General features: G+C 53.7%; 11 protein-coding genes. 4 read left to right on the top strand and 7 right to left on the bottom strand.

Features of this window, described 5'->3' with window-relative positions:
* Positions 1-29 precede the first annotated feature (29 nt).
* On the bottom strand, positions 30-1,367 hold the full coding sequence (locus OI69_RS11390; RefSeq protein WP_039350257.1) for a CYTH domain-containing protein: 1,338 nt from the start codon (positions 1,365-1,367) through the stop codon (positions 30-32).
* Positions 1,368-1,654: 287 nt separating this feature from the next.
* Here OI69_RS11390 and OI69_RS11385 point away from each other — a divergent pair, with 287 nt between their 5' ends.
* Positions 1,655-2,275, top strand: a complete 621-nt coding sequence (locus OI69_RS11385; protein WP_039350255.1) for a TIGR04211 family SH3 domain-containing protein — start codon at positions 1,655-1,657, stop codon at positions 2,273-2,275.
* A gap of 106 nt (positions 2,276-2,381) precedes the next feature.
* Positions 2,382-3,620 (top strand): multifunctional CCA addition/repair protein, encoded by a 1,239-nt coding sequence (locus tag OI69_RS11380; RefSeq protein WP_039350253.1) that lies wholly within the window; start codon positions 2,382-2,384, stop codon positions 3,618-3,620.
* A 56-nt stretch (positions 3,621-3,676) separates the two neighbouring features.
* Here the strand turns inward: OI69_RS11380 and bacA are convergent, their stop codons facing one another.
* The gene (gene bacA / locus OI69_RS11375) at positions 3,677-4,495 is read right to left on the bottom strand and encodes an undecaprenyl-diphosphate phosphatase (RefSeq protein WP_039350252.1); all 819 of its coding nucleotides are present in this window, start codon (positions 4,493-4,495) and stop codon (positions 3,677-3,679) included.
* A 151-nt stretch (positions 4,496-4,646) separates the two neighbouring features.
* Positions 4,647-5,000, bottom strand: a complete 354-nt coding sequence (folB, locus tag OI69_RS11370) for a bifunctional dihydroneopterin aldolase/7,8-dihydroneopterin epimerase (protein WP_039293439.1) — start codon at positions 4,998-5,000, stop codon at positions 4,647-4,649.
* Positions 5,001-5,107: 107 nt separating this feature from the next.
* Here folB and plsY point away from each other — a divergent pair, with 107 nt between their 5' ends.
* Entirely contained in the window at positions 5,108-5,743 is a 636-nt protein-coding gene (plsY, locus tag OI69_RS11365) for a glycerol-3-phosphate 1-O-acyltransferase PlsY (protein ID WP_039350250.1), read from the top strand.
* Between the two features lie 46 nt (positions 5,744-5,789).
* On the opposite strand, the gene OI69_RS11360 is transcribed toward plsY, so the two are convergent.
* Entirely contained in the window at positions 5,790-7,376 is a 1,587-nt protein-coding gene (locus OI69_RS11360; protein ID WP_039350248.1) for a methyl-accepting chemotaxis protein, read from the bottom strand.
* A 247-nt stretch (positions 7,377-7,623) separates the two neighbouring features.
* On the opposite strand from OI69_RS11360, the gene ppa reads away from it, so the two are divergent.
* The gene (gene ppa, locus OI69_RS11355; protein ID WP_039350246.1) at positions 7,624-8,154 is read left to right on the top strand and encodes an inorganic diphosphatase; all 531 of its coding nucleotides are present in this window, start codon (positions 7,624-7,626) and stop codon (positions 8,152-8,154) included.
* Positions 8,155-8,254: 100 nt separating this feature from the next.
* On the opposite strand, the gene OI69_RS11350 is transcribed toward ppa, so the two are convergent.
* From OI69_RS11350 to tamA, 3 genes are read right to left on the bottom strand one after another with little or no spacing between them, the layout of a single operon-like run.
* A complete protein-coding gene (locus tag OI69_RS11350) occupies positions 8,255-8,611 on the bottom strand; it encodes a gamma-glutamylcyclotransferase family protein (protein ID WP_039350245.1) in 357 nt (118 codons plus the stop codon).
* A 2-nt stretch (positions 8,612-8,613) separates the two neighbouring features.
* Positions 8,614-12,645 carry an autotransporter assembly complex protein TamB gene (tamB, locus tag OI69_RS11345; RefSeq protein WP_039350242.1) on the bottom strand — a complete coding sequence of 1,344 codons (4,032 nt, stop codon included), beginning with the start codon at positions 12,643-12,645 and terminating at the stop codon, positions 8,614-8,616.
* Positions 12,642-14,357 (bottom strand): autotransporter assembly complex protein TamA, encoded by a 1,716-nt coding sequence (gene tamA, locus OI69_RS11340; protein ID WP_052198358.1) that lies wholly within the window; start codon positions 14,355-14,357, stop codon positions 12,642-12,644. The genes tamB and tamA overlap by 4 nt, the downstream gene beginning before the upstream one ends.
* Between the last annotated feature and the right edge of the window lie 283 nt (positions 14,358-14,640).

The raw sequence follows: 14,640 nt of genomic DNA, 5'->3' as shown, positions 1-14,640 counted from the left end.
TATCCTCACTGACAAGCGGCAGTTAACGGTTACTGTGACTGCCCACCGCTATGTAACCAGAATGGGGGCAAGGTCAGAACCTCTTTACGGTAGGCTTCCAGATACACGGAAGGCGCCTTCCCGGCGGCGAGCCGTTCAATTTCCTGGAGTAACGCCTGCCAGCGTTCAATGTAGGCGTCTACCTGCTCCGCCGGATATGCGCCAGATAAGAGAAGGAAAGCGCAGATATTACGTTGCAGACGAGGGATTTGCTGTTCGTACTGTGTTTCCGTCAATTTAGCAGCAAAAGCGCTTTTCAGATCGGCAGTGCTACGGCTTAGCATTATGTCGGCAAAGCGTTTGAACGATCCTTGTAGCTTAATCCGATCTTTATTATCCATATGATCCCGCCAGCCAGACTCGACCAGCCAGGCAGTTAGTACTAACTTACTTTGCAGGTAGTCAGCGCGGTAACAGACTTTCGCACCATCGGGATCTTGTAGGCGAGCCTCCAACGTCGCGAGTGCAGAGCGGAACAGCGTGGTGACTTTGCGTAGCACGACGCCGCCCACCAGCACCAGCATTTCGCGCATCAACGCGCTGGCCTGTGGCAACGCGTCACGGGCGGAGGCATCCCCTCTGACCCACAGTTCTTCGTGGTACTGCCAGTGGCTCAGCGCCAGTTCCAGCGCCGCACGGATAGCCTGATCGATAGTGGTTTTGGGATCGACAACCAACCTATTGAGAGGAAGACATTCGCGAACCGGGTTGCCTTTAGCCAGATGGTATCCGCGTGCCGCCTTACTGAGACTGCCCTGCCGCATACCGCCAAACTCCGCGATGTCCTTTGCCAATTCCAGCAGATGAGTGGTCTGCCCCAGCTTAAGCTCCATCTCCAGTTCGCACAGCGGCTCACTCAGCTCGCCCGCACGAATTTCACCGCGATCTAACGCAACCTCAATCACGCTTTGATAGTAAGTAAACACCCACTTTTCACGCGTAAAATCGGTACTAAACAGCGGATTGAGCGACGCTTGCAGCGCCTCAACATCACAGCCTTCCGGCCAGATTTCCGCCGGAAACTGGCTGAGATCCAGTTCAGCTTTCTCCAGCGCAACATTATATTCAGGGTGTTGATGCAACCCGCCAATCACCTGACCGGCTGTTTTTGCCGTCATTTCGTAGCGCTCATTCTCGCCACGAATACGCAGGCCAATACCATTGCGACGCAGATAATTATCCGCCGTCTCATAATAAATATTGCTCAGACGCTGGGCACGCATGTGCTCATACTGGCTGTAATCGCTTTCCCATTCAGCCAGTTGCGTCAGCAGCGATTCAACGCTGTCGGGATGAACAATAAACTTCAGTTCAATTTCTTCACTCATAGCATTCACAATACCAAGACCGCGTTCATTATCGTGTCAGTAAATAACATTTTACTTCACCTTACTACTCTTACTGCACACACTCTTTTTCGCCTGCGAGCAAGCGCGCATTTCTTATGCAAACCGGTCATCGCCTTGCCTTCTAAGAACCTGTCCCAGTAAGCATTATTGGTGTGAAATAGCCCTAATGGCTAGGTTCTAAGACTGTTCTCATTTCGGTTTATACGTTGCCTCGTCAGACTTAAGCCTCTACTATCAGACCACCATTAACGCAACATGATGATCTTATGCAGAAATTAGGCTTACTCTGTTTTACTTTATTTTCTCTCACGCTGAGTTGGACCGCACAGGCGGAAGAAAAACGCTATATTTCCGATGAGTTATTGACGTATGTCCACAGCGGCCCGGGCAATCAATATCGTATCGTCGGCACCGTGAATGCGGGTACAGAGGTCACGTTACTCAGCGTTAATGAAAACGCGGGCTATGCGCAGATCCGTGACGATAAAAATCGCACCACCTGGATCCCGCTCGACCAGTTGAGCAATACGCCAAGCCTGCGCACGCGGGTGCCAGAACTGGAAAAACAGGTCAAAGACCTGACTGACAAACTGAATAATATCGATCAGACCTGGAACCAGCGTACCGCGGAAATGCAGCAGAAAGTGGCTGCCAGCGATAACATTATCAGCGGTTTACGTCAGGAAAATCAGGATCTGAAAAATCAGCTTATCGTTGCGCAGAAGAAAGTCAGCGCAGCGAATGTCCAGCTTGATGATAAGCAGCGCACCATCATTCTACAGTGGTTTATGTATGGTGGCGGTGTGGCTGGCATAGGCTTACTGCTGGGCCTGCTGTTGCCGCACATCATCCCTCGCAAAAAGAAAAATGACCGCTGGATGAGCTAATTGACCCAATGCCTGCTTTTGCAGGCATTTTGCTCTGAAGCCAACATAGCAGCGTAAAGATGGTAGTATGTGGTGAAGCATTGGTTATTTATTCAGGAGCCCGACGTTGAAGATTTACCTTGTCGGCGGCGCTGTTCGGGACAGCCTGCTGAGTTTACCCGTCACTGAGAAAGATTGGGTGGTCGTCGGCGCGACGCCGGAAGATTTGCTTGCGCAGGGCTACCAGCAGGTTGGAAAGGATTTTCCCGTCTTTTTACACCCCGTTAGTCGCGATGAGTACGCTCTCGCACGTACCGAACGTAAATCCGGCACAGGCTATACGGGTTTTGTCTGTCATGCCGAACCGGATGTGACATTAGAGCAGGATCTGCTGCGCCGCGATTTAACCATCAATGCGATTGCCCGTACCGATCACGGCGACCTCATCGATCCTTATCACGGCCAGCGCGACCTCGATAATCGCCTACTGCGTCACGTCTCCGATGCGTTCAGCGAAGATCCACTGCGGGTGCTACGCGTCGCCCGTTTTGCCGCGCGTTTTGCCCACCTCGGTTTCCAGATTGCGGAGGAAACCATGACGTTGATGCAAAAAATGGCGCATGAGGGCGAACTGGCCTACCTGACGCCAGAGCGCGTCTGGAAAGAGACGGAAAAAGCGCTCGGCACGTCATCGCCAGATGTTTATTTTCAGGTGTTGCGTGACTGCGGCGCGCTGGCCGTGCTGTTTCCTGAGCTAGACAATCTCTATGGCGTACCAGCCCCCGCCAAATGGCACCCGGAAATTGATACCGGCATTCATACTATGATGACAGTGGCAATGGCGGCTCGTCTCAGCCCTGAGATTGATGTGCGTTTCGCTACACTGTGCCACGATTTAGGGAAAGGGCTGACGCCCCCCGAACTGTGGCCACGACACCACGGGCACGGTCCGGCGGGCGTTAAACTGGTAGAAGCCCTGTGTCAGCGTCTGCGCGTGCCTAACCCAATCCGCGATCTGGCTAAGCTGGTGGCGGAATACCACGATCTGGTGCATACCGTGCAGGTGCTGCAACCCAAGACCCTGCTGAAGTTATTTGATGCGATTGACGTCTGGCGTAAGCCACAGCGTCTGGAGCAGCTAGCACTGACTAGCGAGGCCGATGCCCGAGGACGGGAAGGCTTTGAAAATAACCCTTATCCACAAGGTGACTATCTGCGCGAAGCCTTCCGCGTTGCCAGTCTGGTCAGCAGCGCAGATGTCGTCGCCGACGGTTTTAAGGGCATTGACGTACGCAATGAACTCACACGTCGCCGCATTCATGCACTGGCAGACTGGAAAGCCCAACAGCCAGAGGTATCATCCTGAAACACAGAGGCCACGCATTCGCGTGGCCTCTGTGCAATCAAGCGGTATATCTCACCTTACATAAACACCAGGTAAACCACGCCCGCGACGATAAAACGGTAAATCGCGAAGGGGACAAACGAGATGCGTTTAATGACTTTCAGGAAGGTTTTAATCGCAATCAGCGCCACGATAAACGCCGTCACAAAGCCCACGGCAAACATCGGCACATCAGCCAGCGACAGGAAATGCCAGCTTTTATACAGATCCAGAACCGTCGCGCCCATCATCATGGGAACCGCCAGAATAAAAGAGAACTCAGAAGCGGCATAGCGGCTGACGCCCATCAGCATCCCGCCGGAAATGGTCGCCCCTGAACGTGAAAAGCCAGGCCACAGCGCCAGGCATTGGAAACAACCAATCATAAACGCCTGACGATGCGTAATGTCATCCAGCCCGACAGCACGCGGCTTTTTAGGTTTGAGCCATTCAGCCGCCAGTAACAGAAAACCACCGACGATCAACGCATACATCACATTCTGCGGATAAAACAGCGATTTGATGACGTCATGAAAAACCAGACCAAGCACTACAGCGGGAATCATCGCCAGCAGGATGTGCGTCAACTTCAACCGACCCGCCGTATGCCCCTCATGCGGCACGTCACCGAAGTGAATACCAATCAGACCAAAGAGACGACGCCAGAACATCACGACCACAGCCAGAATCGATCCAAGCTGGATGATCACTTCAAACGTCTTGGCTTTCTCATCAGCAAATCCTAACCAATGACCAACAATAATCATATGCCCCGTAGACGATACGGGCAAAAACTCGGTCAGTCCTTCGACCACGCCAAGAATAAATGCGATTAGCAATGAATGCAGGTCAGCCATCTAAAAATCCTTGCCTCTAATAAAAAACGAAAAATACAGCCCATAAAAAAGCGGCTGCGTACTATCGCGAGCCGCTACATAACTGGCTTATAGACTATTTAGGTTACGATTTAGTTGCACGTAAATCAGAATTTATTCGGATAAATCAGACTTATCGCGCACCGCGTTCAATAATAACCCCAACCTGACGCGCCTGCGCCACCGCCCCCGGCTTGCTGAGCTTGATACGCAGCCACGGAATCGAGAAACGCTGCATAAGCATGTGTGCGACTTCTTCCGCGACCCGCTCTACCAAAGCAAAGCGCTGGTTTGCTACATGGGCAATTACCGCGTCGCTGACATCGGCATAGCTCAGGCAGTCATTCACATCATCACTGGCAGCGGCCTGACGGTTGTCCCAGCCCATTTCGATATCGAACACCAATTTCTGCTGAATCGTCTGTTCCCAGTCGTAAACACCAATCGTAGTGATTACAGTGAGTTCTTCAATAAATACGATATCCATCACGCCATTCTCTGTTTTTGTCGCTGTCGGATACCACTTCCGACGGAATGTGCGTATTATCCACAGATGACAAGAGTAAAACGACCCTTATTGAACGGAATGGCGTTATGAGTGTTACCGCGCTTGGTATGATGTTAATCGCGTATCTGTGTGGCTCTATTTCCAGTGCCATTCTGTTTTGCAGAATCGCAGGGCTACCCGACCCGCGTCAACATGGTTCCGGGAATCCCGGAGCCACAAACGTATTGCGTATTGGCGGCAAGGCTGCTGCGGCAACCGTATTGGTGTTTGATGTCCTGAAAGGTATGTTGCCTGTCTGGGTGGCTTACGTGCTGGGTGTTCCCCCGCTGTATCTCGGGTTAACCGCCATCGCTGCCTGCCTCGGCCATATTTATCCGGTGTTTTTCCACTTTCGCGGCGGTAAAGGTGTGGCAACCGCTTTTGGTGCCATCGCGCCGATCGGCTGGGATTTGACAGGCCTGATGACGGGCACCTGGCTGCTGACCGTGCTACTGAGTGGCTATTCCTCGCTCGGTGCCATCGTTAGCGCGCTCATCGCCCCGTTTTATGTCTGGTGGTTCAAACCACAGTTTACTTTCCCCGTGGCGATGCTCTCGTGTCTGATACTGATGCGTCACCACGACAATATCCAACGCCTGTGGCGCGGTCAGGAAAGTAAAATCTGGAATAAGCTGCGTAAAAATAAGCAACCAGAAGACGAACAGACGCCCCCCAAAGAGTAAGGCAAAAAAATTCCCGTTTTCACGGGAGTTTTTTTTACGGTATAGACTAAAAATGGCCGATAGCAGCAAATTCCTGCGACTGCACTTTAAATTGCGCCATGCTTTCCGCCAGAAGACGAGCCTGATCTTCCAGTGAACGTGTAGCCGCTGCGGATTCTTCGACCAGAGACGCATTGTGCTGCGCGACTTCATCCATCTGCGACACCGCCAGATTCACCTGCCCAATCCCATTGCTTTGCTCACGCGTTGCCGTTGAGATCTCACGCATCAGTGACGTCACGCGCGCTACCGCCTCAGAGACATCATCCATCGTTTCCCCCGCCATTTTCGCCATCACAGTGCCTTCACTGACGCGGCTTTGGGACTCTTCCATCAGCATTTTGATCTCTTTAGCGGATTGTGCGCTGCGCTGAGCCAGATTACGGACTTCACCGGCCACGACGGCAAAGCCGCGCCCCTGCTCCCCCGCGCGTGCGGCTTCAACCGCCGCATTCAGCGCCAGAATGTTGGTCTGGAACGCGATGCCGTCAATCACCGTCAGAATATCGCCAATACGCGCGGAACTGCTGGAGATCATCTGCATTTTCTCGATCATGCTCCCCACGGTCTCGCTGCCTTTATTGGCGATGTCAGAGACATTTTGCGCCAGCGTATGCGCTTGTTCCGCGCTCTCCGCGTTCAGCGCCACCGTGGCCGTCAACTGCTCCATGCTGGCGGCGGTTTCTTCCAGCGATGAGGCAGACTCTTCCGTACGCGCAGCCAGATGGGTATTGCCGGAAGACAGTTCACGCGTCCCGACGTCGATCTGCATACCCGCATCGCGCACACGCCCAACGGCGGTTGCCAGTGAAGACTGCATTGACTGCATCGCCTGAATCAGACGGCCAATTTCATTATTACCCCCCTCGGCGATACGCTGGGTCAAATCGCCACGGGCAATCACTTCCAGTTGCGCAACTGTCTGTTCAAGCGGGGACAGGATAGAACGTTTCAGCGCAATCCAGGCAGCCAATACCAGCAGCAGCGCAACAACACAGACAATACCAATGACGGTCAGACGCTCCAATGCAAAGCGCTCGGCTTCTGTAAGCATGTTTCCGCCTACTTCCAGGCCGAAATCGCGGAATTCATTCGCTACCTTATCCATTTTAACGCTGAGCGGCGGCAGCACGTCTTGCAACAACGCATAATAGGCATCGACATCGCCGCGTTTCAGCGCACTCACCATCGGCTGAATGCCAAGATTCATATATTGTTCGTACTGGCTTTTCACCTCTGCGGCCATTCTGGCACCGCGCTCCGTTACCGTACCGTAGGAAAGAAAGCGCACCATTTCCTTCTGGGAGAGCGCCATATACGCCTCCGATCGCGCAACCGATGCACGCGCGAGATCGGTCAATCCACTTTCCATCTGACGGGCAGCCAAAGCCGCTCCCGTTCTTGCACGCAGCGAAGCGGTATAGCTCCCTGCCAGCGCCGTAACTTCTTTGCCCTGAATCTTGTCGATAGTGGTCAGCGAGGTGATTCCCTGATTGATTGAGGTGATGCCAATTGCGCACACCAGCAATAAGAGCAACACCATGGTTCCTAATAAAGCAATCAAGCTCGTCTTGATTGTGATGTTTCTTAACATTTTCGTTTCTCTGGAATGACAAATGATAAATAAATGCGGAGAAAATCCCCACATAAAGTGATCTTGATCATGTTCCTATCGGTATAAAGCCCATTTTCTTTAAAAAAACTTTAGTAAAGAAAGTTTTTTTACTTAAACGACACTCACGGGTGCCTCGCGCCTGAATACGCTAAAAATCGGCGACATTAAACGCTTTTTGGCTATAATGACGGCCACGCTATTTCAGGTTTAAGAGAAGGAAACCGACATGAGTCTGAACAATGTCCCGGCGGGTAAAGATCTGCCGGAAGATATCTATGTAGTGATTGAAATCCCCGCAAACGCCGATCCCATCAAATATGAAATTGATAAAGATACCGGTGCGTTGTTTGTAGACCGTTTCATGTCTACAGCCATGTTCTACCCATGCAACTACGGTTACATCAACCATACGCTGTCTCTGGATGGCGACCCGGTTGACGTTCTGGTTCCAACGCCGTACCCGTTGCAGCCAGGCTCAGTGATCCGTTGCCGTCCTGTTGGCGTGTTGAAAATGACTGACGAAGCAGGCGAAGATGCTAAGCTGGTTGCCGTTCCGCACAGCAAGCTGACTAAAGAATACGATCACATTAAAGACGTTAATGACCTGCCTGAACTGCTGCGCGCACAAATCGGCCATTTCTTTGAACACTACAAAGATCTGGAAAAAGGCAAGTGGGTGAAAGTGGAAGGTTGGGATAACGCGGAAGCGGCAAAAGCTGAAATCGTGGCGTCCTTCGAGCGCGCAAAAAACAAATAAGCGCCAGGCATGACTTACTCAACATGCCACACGATCAAAAACACCGCATCACGCGGTGTTTTTGATTTATGACGACCCAGACCTGATTGGCGACGTAGCCTCAGGCCTCTTCTTCATCTTCATTACGCTTCAACCAGTCGCCGCTGGCGATACGCGTCAACCCTACAATAGAGTGCTTGTACAGATAGATCCAGGCACTGCCAAGAGGGGTGGAAATCAGCTCACGTTGGTATTCGTGACCGTCCCGTTTTAAGGCATCCAGCTCCGTCAAAATCGATGAACTAATGCGATAAACCTCACAATGGATCTCGCCATCACCGGGCACGACTGCTGGATAATGACCGAGATCGTACAGCTCAAACCCTGCGAGCTGACAATCCCCTAACCATTGCGCATTTGTCATCCAATGACTGTTTCCCTGTTTGCGTCGTAAACTGCCGTAAACAATAATTCGCATCGCTAAAACTCAAACTGATAGAGCACATCTAATGCCTGGCTGACTCCAGACACCGCTTCCAAGTATAGCTTCGGCATCAAACGATAACGCAGCGTTAACGTTGCCAAAGAATCGAATATGCCAACACCGTATTTTACTTGCAGACCCGGAAGGACGTAGCCGCTGACGACAACCTGAGAATTATCGCCAACACCCTGTGTATCCAGAGCTAAATTACTTACGCCAAAGGCCTCGCCGATTTTACCCACAACTTGACCACTTTGTGCAACCCCTAAACCGACTAACATTGAGGTCATCGCCGAGCTATCAGCACCACCGCTGTCCAAACCTTGTCCACGCAGCAGATAAGAGAGCGCTTCCTGCTGCGACATGGTCGGATCGGAGAACACTTCCAGCTTCGGCGTGGCGGCCATACCGGTAACACGCACGCCAGCGGTAACATCATCCGCCGTGTTGTCTGGGTTACGAATCGCTTCGATATTCAGGATTGGCTGATCCGGCGGGCCGGAGAACAGAATCAGCCCTTTACGGACGATCAGATCCTGTCCGTAGGCTTTAAAGCGACCAGACGGAATATCGATCTGACCATTCAGCCCTAGCCCACGCTCGTCCTGCACCATTTTCAAGTCGCCCTGTAGACGAGCAACCAGCCCGAACGCATCCAACCGTACATCATTACCAACACGGATCACAAGGTTGCTGTTAATCGGGATCGCGGCGCTGGCCTTTTTCAGCGGCTGCTTCTCGGCGTCCAACATCACCTCATCCGACGATACCGCAACGGCACTTTCCGGCATGTCTTTCACCACAATACGCGCCCACGGAATACTGACGGAACCGTTCAGCGCAAACAGTTGCGGTGTGGCCTCGAAGACAATATCCGGTGAGACATCCAGACGCGCCATTGGCGGAACCGTCACGCGTAGCTTCTGGCCTTTCGCCGCGATACGCGCACGCCAGGCATCAGGCCGTGACCAGTCGGCATTGCCGCCAAGGTTCAACTGCCCATTATCCGTTTTCAGGAAGCCTTGCAGCGTTGACGACATCCCGCTGAAGTTCACTGCCAGCCGCCCATTCGTCAAATCAACAGGCATCCAGTTGCCATCAATATCCAACCGCTCCAGCACCATCTGGCCGAAAAGTTGAGGTGTCGCCGCATCCCCCGCCAAACGCAGGTTCGCGTTCAGTATCCCTGCCGCTTTTTCTCCTTTACTCAACGCCGGATTAAGCAACGCCAGCGAAATGTTATTGATCGTGACATTGCCGCCGAGATTGCGCCGCCCCTGTGGATCGGTTATCTGAATATCCCCGCTAAAGCGGCCATTTTCCCGAATCGCCATCAGCCAGCCGAGTTGCGCCCGCCCACGATCGAGTCCTGCATTCAAGGTAAAGGTGTCAAAATCAATCGGTAGCGTATTGCCCTGCATCTGCTGGCGAACGCTCACGCCGTTACCCACCAGCGACACTTTCGCCTGCGGTAAACCTTGCCCCGCCTGCCAGCTTACATCTGCCCCGCCGGTAAACGTCCCCGCAAGTACCGTCTCCGCCGTCAGAAATGGCTTTAACATCGCGAGATCGAAGCGGTTCAGTCGAATACTCGCCTGCCCGCTCGGCCCGGCCTCAATCGCCTTCGGCACGCAAAGCTCAGCGTTCGGATTACGCCAACAGTGCGTGCCGATGGTAATTTTCTGCGCTGTATTCAGGTAATCCAGCGCCATATCCTGCGTCAGACGCCATTCCCCCACGGGGGTATCGAAACGGGTGTTGTTCAGCGTACCGCGCCAGCGCTGTTCCTGACGATCGAAGCTGCCTGAAAGCGCCAACTGCCCCGCGACCGGTTCCCCCTGCATATTCAGCCGAAGCTGGTGCTGTTTCTCATCACCGCTGGCATCCAGCGTCAATGACGCAATATTCAGGCTGTCCTGTTTCAGCCCGTCGAGACGTACGGCCAGCTTGCCCTGAATCTGCTGCTCAGAGCGGATATCGCCTTCCACTCTCACGCGGCTAATCGTCATCGCCTGCCAGCGCAAACCAGATCCGGTGATATCCGCCAGTATCTGCGGTTCACGCAAATTGCCACGTAGTTTGAGCGTGCCGATGGCGCGCCCCGCCAGACCGGGCAACATGCCGTCCAGCGACGGCGCATTGATATCAGCATCCAACTGCCACTTATCGCTCAGGTCGCCTTTGACGTTCAATTGATTGCGACCTAACGCCAGATTCAACGCGGGTATGACCCACTGCCCCGCCGCGTTGCCGCGCAGTTCGCCTCTGGCAGCGAGCTTATTGGCTTTCACGTTGCCGTCTAACCGCAACTCCGGCACCTGTAATTGCCAGCTCCCGCCATAAACGCTGCCGCGTGTCGTCATCTTACCGTCTATTTTCGCTGGCCACTCAGGCCACTGCTTCGCGGTGTTAATTCCGTTCAGTAGCAGCTCACTGCGCCAGCTTATCGCTTTGCTCCAGTCGATAAGCGCGCTCAGGTCGGCATTGCCCTGCAACGCCGCCAGCCGCAGACGGCTCAGCGTAAACTGCTGTTCGTTGCCTTTGCCATCCAGTAGCAGCGTCGCGGGAGGAATATCCGCCCCGCTCAAATCGCCGCGCAGCGACAGCGCATAGTCCGTCGCTTTACCATTAAAACGCAGCCTGACGTTATTAGCCTGATACTGCGTCGCCCCCGTCAACGGCCAACGGACGCGCTCGGTTTGCAGCGTCAAGGCTAGCGGCAGCCCGGCCTCTGCCAGTTGGGTTTGCAAATCCAGTTGGGCGCGCTGTGGCCCCGAGAGGTTCATCGCGAGATTCAGTTGTTCACGCAGACCGCCGTCAACCGTCAGTTTCAGCGTTTCGCCCTTGAGCGGTTCAACATTCAGTACACCGTTCGCCGCCAGCGAGACGGGCCAGTTATCGCTGAGCGTCGCCTCACCGCGCACATTCAATCCGCCCTGTGGCGATTGCACGATCAGCTTATCCAGACGCACATGCTGTTGCCGGGTTGAAGCCTGCACGAAGAGGTTGGTAATCAGAATGTCCTGATCGCCCGTCAGCCGTAGCTGTTCACCGTGGATCTCAACGACGTTCAGATCCAGCGGTAAGGTGAACTGCGGTAAATCCGGTAATAGTGGTTTGGAGAACAGCTCACTCAGGCGTTCACCCAATGGTTTTTCCGGCACTGTCGGCGGGTCGACGTCCGGCGTTGACGTCGATGCCGTAGGTATCGGGGACGTCGTGGTAGCCGCCGCGACCGTCGTATTGGCCGCCAGCGCTTTATCGATCTGAACGGTTTGCGATGTCCCCTTTTCGGCGGCATCACGCACGCTTTTAGCCGTTTCTTTGACGACAGACGCCATTTCCGCCGCAGTCACTTTGCCATCTTCCAGCACGTCGACGGGCGTTTTCGGCAGCGCGACCAATAAGGCGCTGATTTTGGTCGGCAGCAGCGTCAGGGCGCGGCCTTCCCACTGCATTCCCGTACGGAATTCGCCCAGAGAAATCGCCGTGTCATCCACGGTAACCTGAACATGGCTGAGCGTGAGCTGGCGCAGTGAGATAGGGAATGGCGCTGAGATTTCCGTGACCGGTGTTGACGGCGGTGGCGGCGCTTCCGCCACTGGTAACGCTTTAGTATCCACGACCACATCGACGCGGTTGGCCGAGAGATCATTAATGCACAGTTGGCTTTTACGCAGACAGCCCAGCGCGAGCGACAGATGAAATTCATCACTCTTCACCGTCACGCCCGGCATCTCGTAGCTGACATTTTTCAGCGTCAGATCTCGCCAGCCACCGTTCACGCTACCAATGTCCAAGCCCGGCACCACGCGTGCAGCGGTGTTCAGCAACAGATGCAGCCCCGGCGTCGTGCCCACCAGCAGCCCCAGCCCAACGATTAGCAGCAGTAAGAAGGCGACGATGCCAATGCCAACTTTTTTCCACCAGCGCCCTTTGCGTGCTGGCGTCGTCGGCACATTATCTTGTGCAACGTTTTCTTCTGTTACCGGATCCTGTGCGTTTTTTTCGTTTTTATCATCCATCATAATTCAGGCCCCAGCGCGATGTAGAATTGTACGTCGTTCTTCTTCTCTGCATCGCCAATCGGCATGGCAACATCAAATTTCACCGGCCCAATCGGCGAAGCCCAGCGAACACCGACGCCCGTACCGGTCTTGACGTTACTCTGTTTGATGTCATTCACTGCTTCACCTGAATCAACAAAAACCGCCCCCCACCATTTTCCTGTCACGTTGTATTGGTATTCGAGCGAGCCGGTCGCCAGCTTGGACGCACCAGTCAGTTTGCCGTCACTGTCACGCGGCGAAATAGATTTGTACTTATACCCGCGAACGCTGCGGTCGCCACCGGCAAAGAAACGCAGTGAAGGTGGAACGCGGGAGAAATTATTCGTCTCAATCCACCCCAGAGTGCCGCGTGCGACAAAGCGGTGTTTCTCTGCCAGTGTGCGAATCCAGACGTTTTGTGCCTGAATCACGGCAAAGTCGATATCCGATCCCCAGAGGGTGTCAGACACATCGATGGAGTAACGCTGCGTATCGCCCCACACGGGCATCAAACCACCGCGTTGGCGGGTCCGGTTAATACTCACGCCCGGATAAATCAACATCGTGGTATCCGTTACGCTCGCCTGCGTAAAGTGATCGAGGCTCCAACGCAGGTTAATCGCCCGTTGCCAACCGCTGGAGAGATCCCAGTAACGTGCCACATTCAGCGTGGTGCCATCGGATTGGGTATCGTTGAGATCTTCACGCTTGAAGCCGCCTTGCAGCAGATAATAGTGCTCAAGCGGGTTCTTCAGTAAGGGGATTTTGTAGCTAAAGTCGAGCGACTGTTCCGGCGCAGACACGCTCAAGCTGCTTTCCAGACTGTGGCCTCGCGAATTTATCCAAGGCTTATTCCAGGTAGTTTTAAAACGCGGCCCCACATCGGTGGCATAACCTACCCCGGTTTCAATCCGGTTACGGGTTCGCGGCGTCACCACAGCTTCCAGCGGCAACACTTTGGTGCTTTTCGACTGTTCGAAATTCGGCGACACCACGACGGAATTAAACCATCCCGTCGCGGAAAGACGGCGGTTTAACTCACCAAGACTTTCGCTGGTATACACATCGCCTTCATGAAACGGCACTAAATTTTGCAGATAGTCTTCACGGATTTGCGCACCCTGAAAACGTACGGCACCAAAGCGATAGCGTTCACCGCTATCAAAATCGATATCCCAAAACGCTTCTCTCTCTTCCCGCATCACGCCAAGCTGGCTTTGCTGGAAGCGCGCATCGAAATAGCCTTTGCGTAATGACAACCCGTTCAGCCCGCTTTTAAAGCGATCGAAATCGCCGTGGTTCAGTACCGAACCGATTTCAGGGCGATCGTCTTTAACCAGTTGCTGGTAATCTTTATCGTCGTGCGCCCCGCCGCGCAGCGTGATATTCACATCGGCAATTTTTACCGGTTCGCCGGGGGTAACGGTAGCAATCAATACGGGTCGCCCGCCATTAACGGCAGGCCGAAATTCAAAACCAATCTCAGGATCGTAATAGCCGAGCGCCCGCAATCCCTGACGGATCGCGTCATCGACGCGCGAGCGGAAACGTCCGTCAGCGTTGACCTCATCAACGGCAATCGTGGACAAACGCGCCCGCACATTTTTTTGTAATTGTCCTTCCAGCCCCATGAGTTGCAGACGTACATTCGCCGCCTGACTCCCCGGTGCCAACACGAGCAGCGCGCACATCAGGCCAAGAATCCGGTATCGACCAGTAAGGCCGCTTTTTTGGCCTGTTAGGCCTTTTTGCCCGGTAACACTTTTTTTTCCAATGGGACTGTTCTTTGAAATGAAACGTCTTTTTGCAATGAAAATAGTCACTGAGCTCCCTGATAAATCGGTCTGTCGCCTAAAACCGCTACCCCGTCATCTTCAAGCTGCTTTCACACAACTCGGATTCTTTAGGGTATAGCATGGCTTTTATCACTTCGCCCGCCGCGTGGACAGCCGCCGCGGTACGCCGACCTGACCA

The sequence above is a fragment of the Pectobacterium fontis genome (assembly GCF_000803215.1).
Lineage (GTDB): Bacteria > Pseudomonadota > Gammaproteobacteria > Enterobacterales > Enterobacteriaceae > Pectobacterium > Pectobacterium fontis.
This window is presented reverse-complemented; position numbering and strand designations above follow the sequence as displayed.

What these genes read in the sequence shown, in the direction of transcription:
- plsY (WP_039350250.1), top strand. Translation starts at nt 5,108, where the DNA reads ATGAGTGTTACCGCGCTTGGTATGATGTTAATCGCGTATCTGTGTGGC.
- tamA (WP_052198358.1), bottom strand. Translation starts at nt 14,357, where the DNA reads ATGTGCGCGCTGCTCGTGTTGGCACCGGGGAGTCAGGCGGCGAATGTA.
- ppa (WP_039350246.1), top strand. Translation starts at nt 7,624, where the DNA reads ATGAGTCTGAACAATGTCCCGGCGGGTAAAGATCTGCCGGAAGATATC.
- OI69_RS11350 (WP_039350245.1), bottom strand. Translation starts at nt 8,611, where the DNA reads ATGCGAATTATTGTTTACGGCAGTTTACGACGCAAACAGGGAAACAGT.
- OI69_RS11360 (WP_039350248.1), bottom strand. Translation starts at nt 7,376, where the DNA reads ATGTTAAGAAACATCACAATCAAGACGAGCTTGATTGCTTTATTAGGA.
- folB (WP_039293439.1), bottom strand. Translation starts at nt 5,000, where the DNA reads ATGGATATCGTATTTATTGAAGAACTCACTGTAATCACTACGATTGGT.
- tamB (WP_039350242.1), bottom strand. Translation starts at nt 12,645, where the DNA reads ATGATGGATGATAAAAACGAAAAAAACGCACAGGATCCGGTAACAGAA.
- OI69_RS11385 (WP_039350255.1), top strand. Translation starts at nt 1,655, where the DNA reads ATGCAGAAATTAGGCTTACTCTGTTTTACTTTATTTTCTCTCACGCTG.
- bacA (WP_039350252.1), bottom strand. Translation starts at nt 4,495, where the DNA reads ATGGCTGACCTGCATTCATTGCTAATCGCATTTATTCTTGGCGTGGTC.
- OI69_RS11390 (WP_039350257.1), bottom strand. Translation starts at nt 1,367, where the DNA reads ATGAGTGAAGAAATTGAACTGAAGTTTATTGTTCATCCCGACAGCGTT.